This is a genomic window from Paracoccus shandongensis (genome assembly GCF_017315735.1).
Classification (GTDB): domain Bacteria; phylum Pseudomonadota; class Alphaproteobacteria; order Rhodobacterales; family Rhodobacteraceae; genus Paracoccus; species Paracoccus shandongensis.
On record NZ_JAFLRK010000079.1, the window covers coordinates 1 to 883 of the forward strand.

Genomic DNA, 883 nt, shown 5'->3' on the forward strand with positions numbered 1-883 from the left:
CTGGCGCGTGGCGGGGCGCGGCGGATCGGTCGCGGCGCTGGTGGCCACGGGCGCGCGCCTGGCCGAGATCGCGGGCACCAGCGGCGACGGGCCGATGGCGGCGGTCTGCCAAGCCCTTGCGCGCCAGCACGACCTTGCCCTGTCCGCCCCCGGCCATGCGCCCTTGGCCGAGGCTCTGGCACGGGCCATGCGCCTGTCGCCGTCGGGCGGGCGGGTGCTGGTCGCGACCTGCCTTGACGGGGTGCAGGGTGCCGAACCTGCGCTGGCTACCCTGGCCCGCCGCCGCTCGCTGACTTTGGCGCTGATGCTGGACGAGGCCGAGTTGCAGCCCCCGCGCGGGCCCTTGGGCGTCAGCGACGGCCACCACAGCCGCATCGCACGGCTGTCGGCCCCCGACATGAGCGCCGATCTGGCCCGGCTCCGCGCGCTTGGCGCCACCGTGACCGAGGTGCGGCCGTGACGCGGGAGGAGCTTCTGGCGCAGCTGGCCCCGCCCCGCCTGCCGCTGGACATCGGCGCGCTTGGCTGGCGGGAAACCCTGGCGCTGGCCGGGATCGGCCTGCTTGTGGGGCTGGTGGCCGCGCTGGTCCTGCGCCCGCTGCTGACCCGCAGGCCATCCCGCCGTGCGCGGGTCCGTGCCACCCGCGGGATGCCGCCCGAGGCGCGCCTTCTGGAAATCGCCCGCATCCTGGGCCGCCTGCCCGATCCGCTGCGGCCCGCCGCCTATGGCGCGGCACCCGCCCCCGACGATGCCGCCATCGAGCGCATCGCGCTGCGGGGCCGCCGGGGATGAGCCTCGCCTGGCCCTGGCTGCTGGCGCTGCTGCCCTTGCCGCTGCTGCGTCGCCTGCTGCCGCCCCTGGCCGTGCCCCGGCCCGCGCTGGT

At 77.5% G+C, this 883-nt stretch carries 1 protein-coding gene and 1 pseudogene; both read left to right on the top strand.

The window, feature by feature from the left end; genetic code table 11:
- Nucleotides 1–460 (top strand): annotated as a pseudogene (locus tag JX613_RS19675) (DUF58 domain-containing protein); the annotation flags it as partial.
- Entirely contained in the window at nt 457–792 is a 336-nt protein-coding gene (locus JX613_RS19680) for a hypothetical protein (RefSeq protein WP_207103165.1), read from the top strand. The pseudogene JX613_RS19675 and the gene JX613_RS19680, both read left to right, overlap by 4 nt.
- Nucleotides 793–883: the final 91 nt, after the last annotated feature.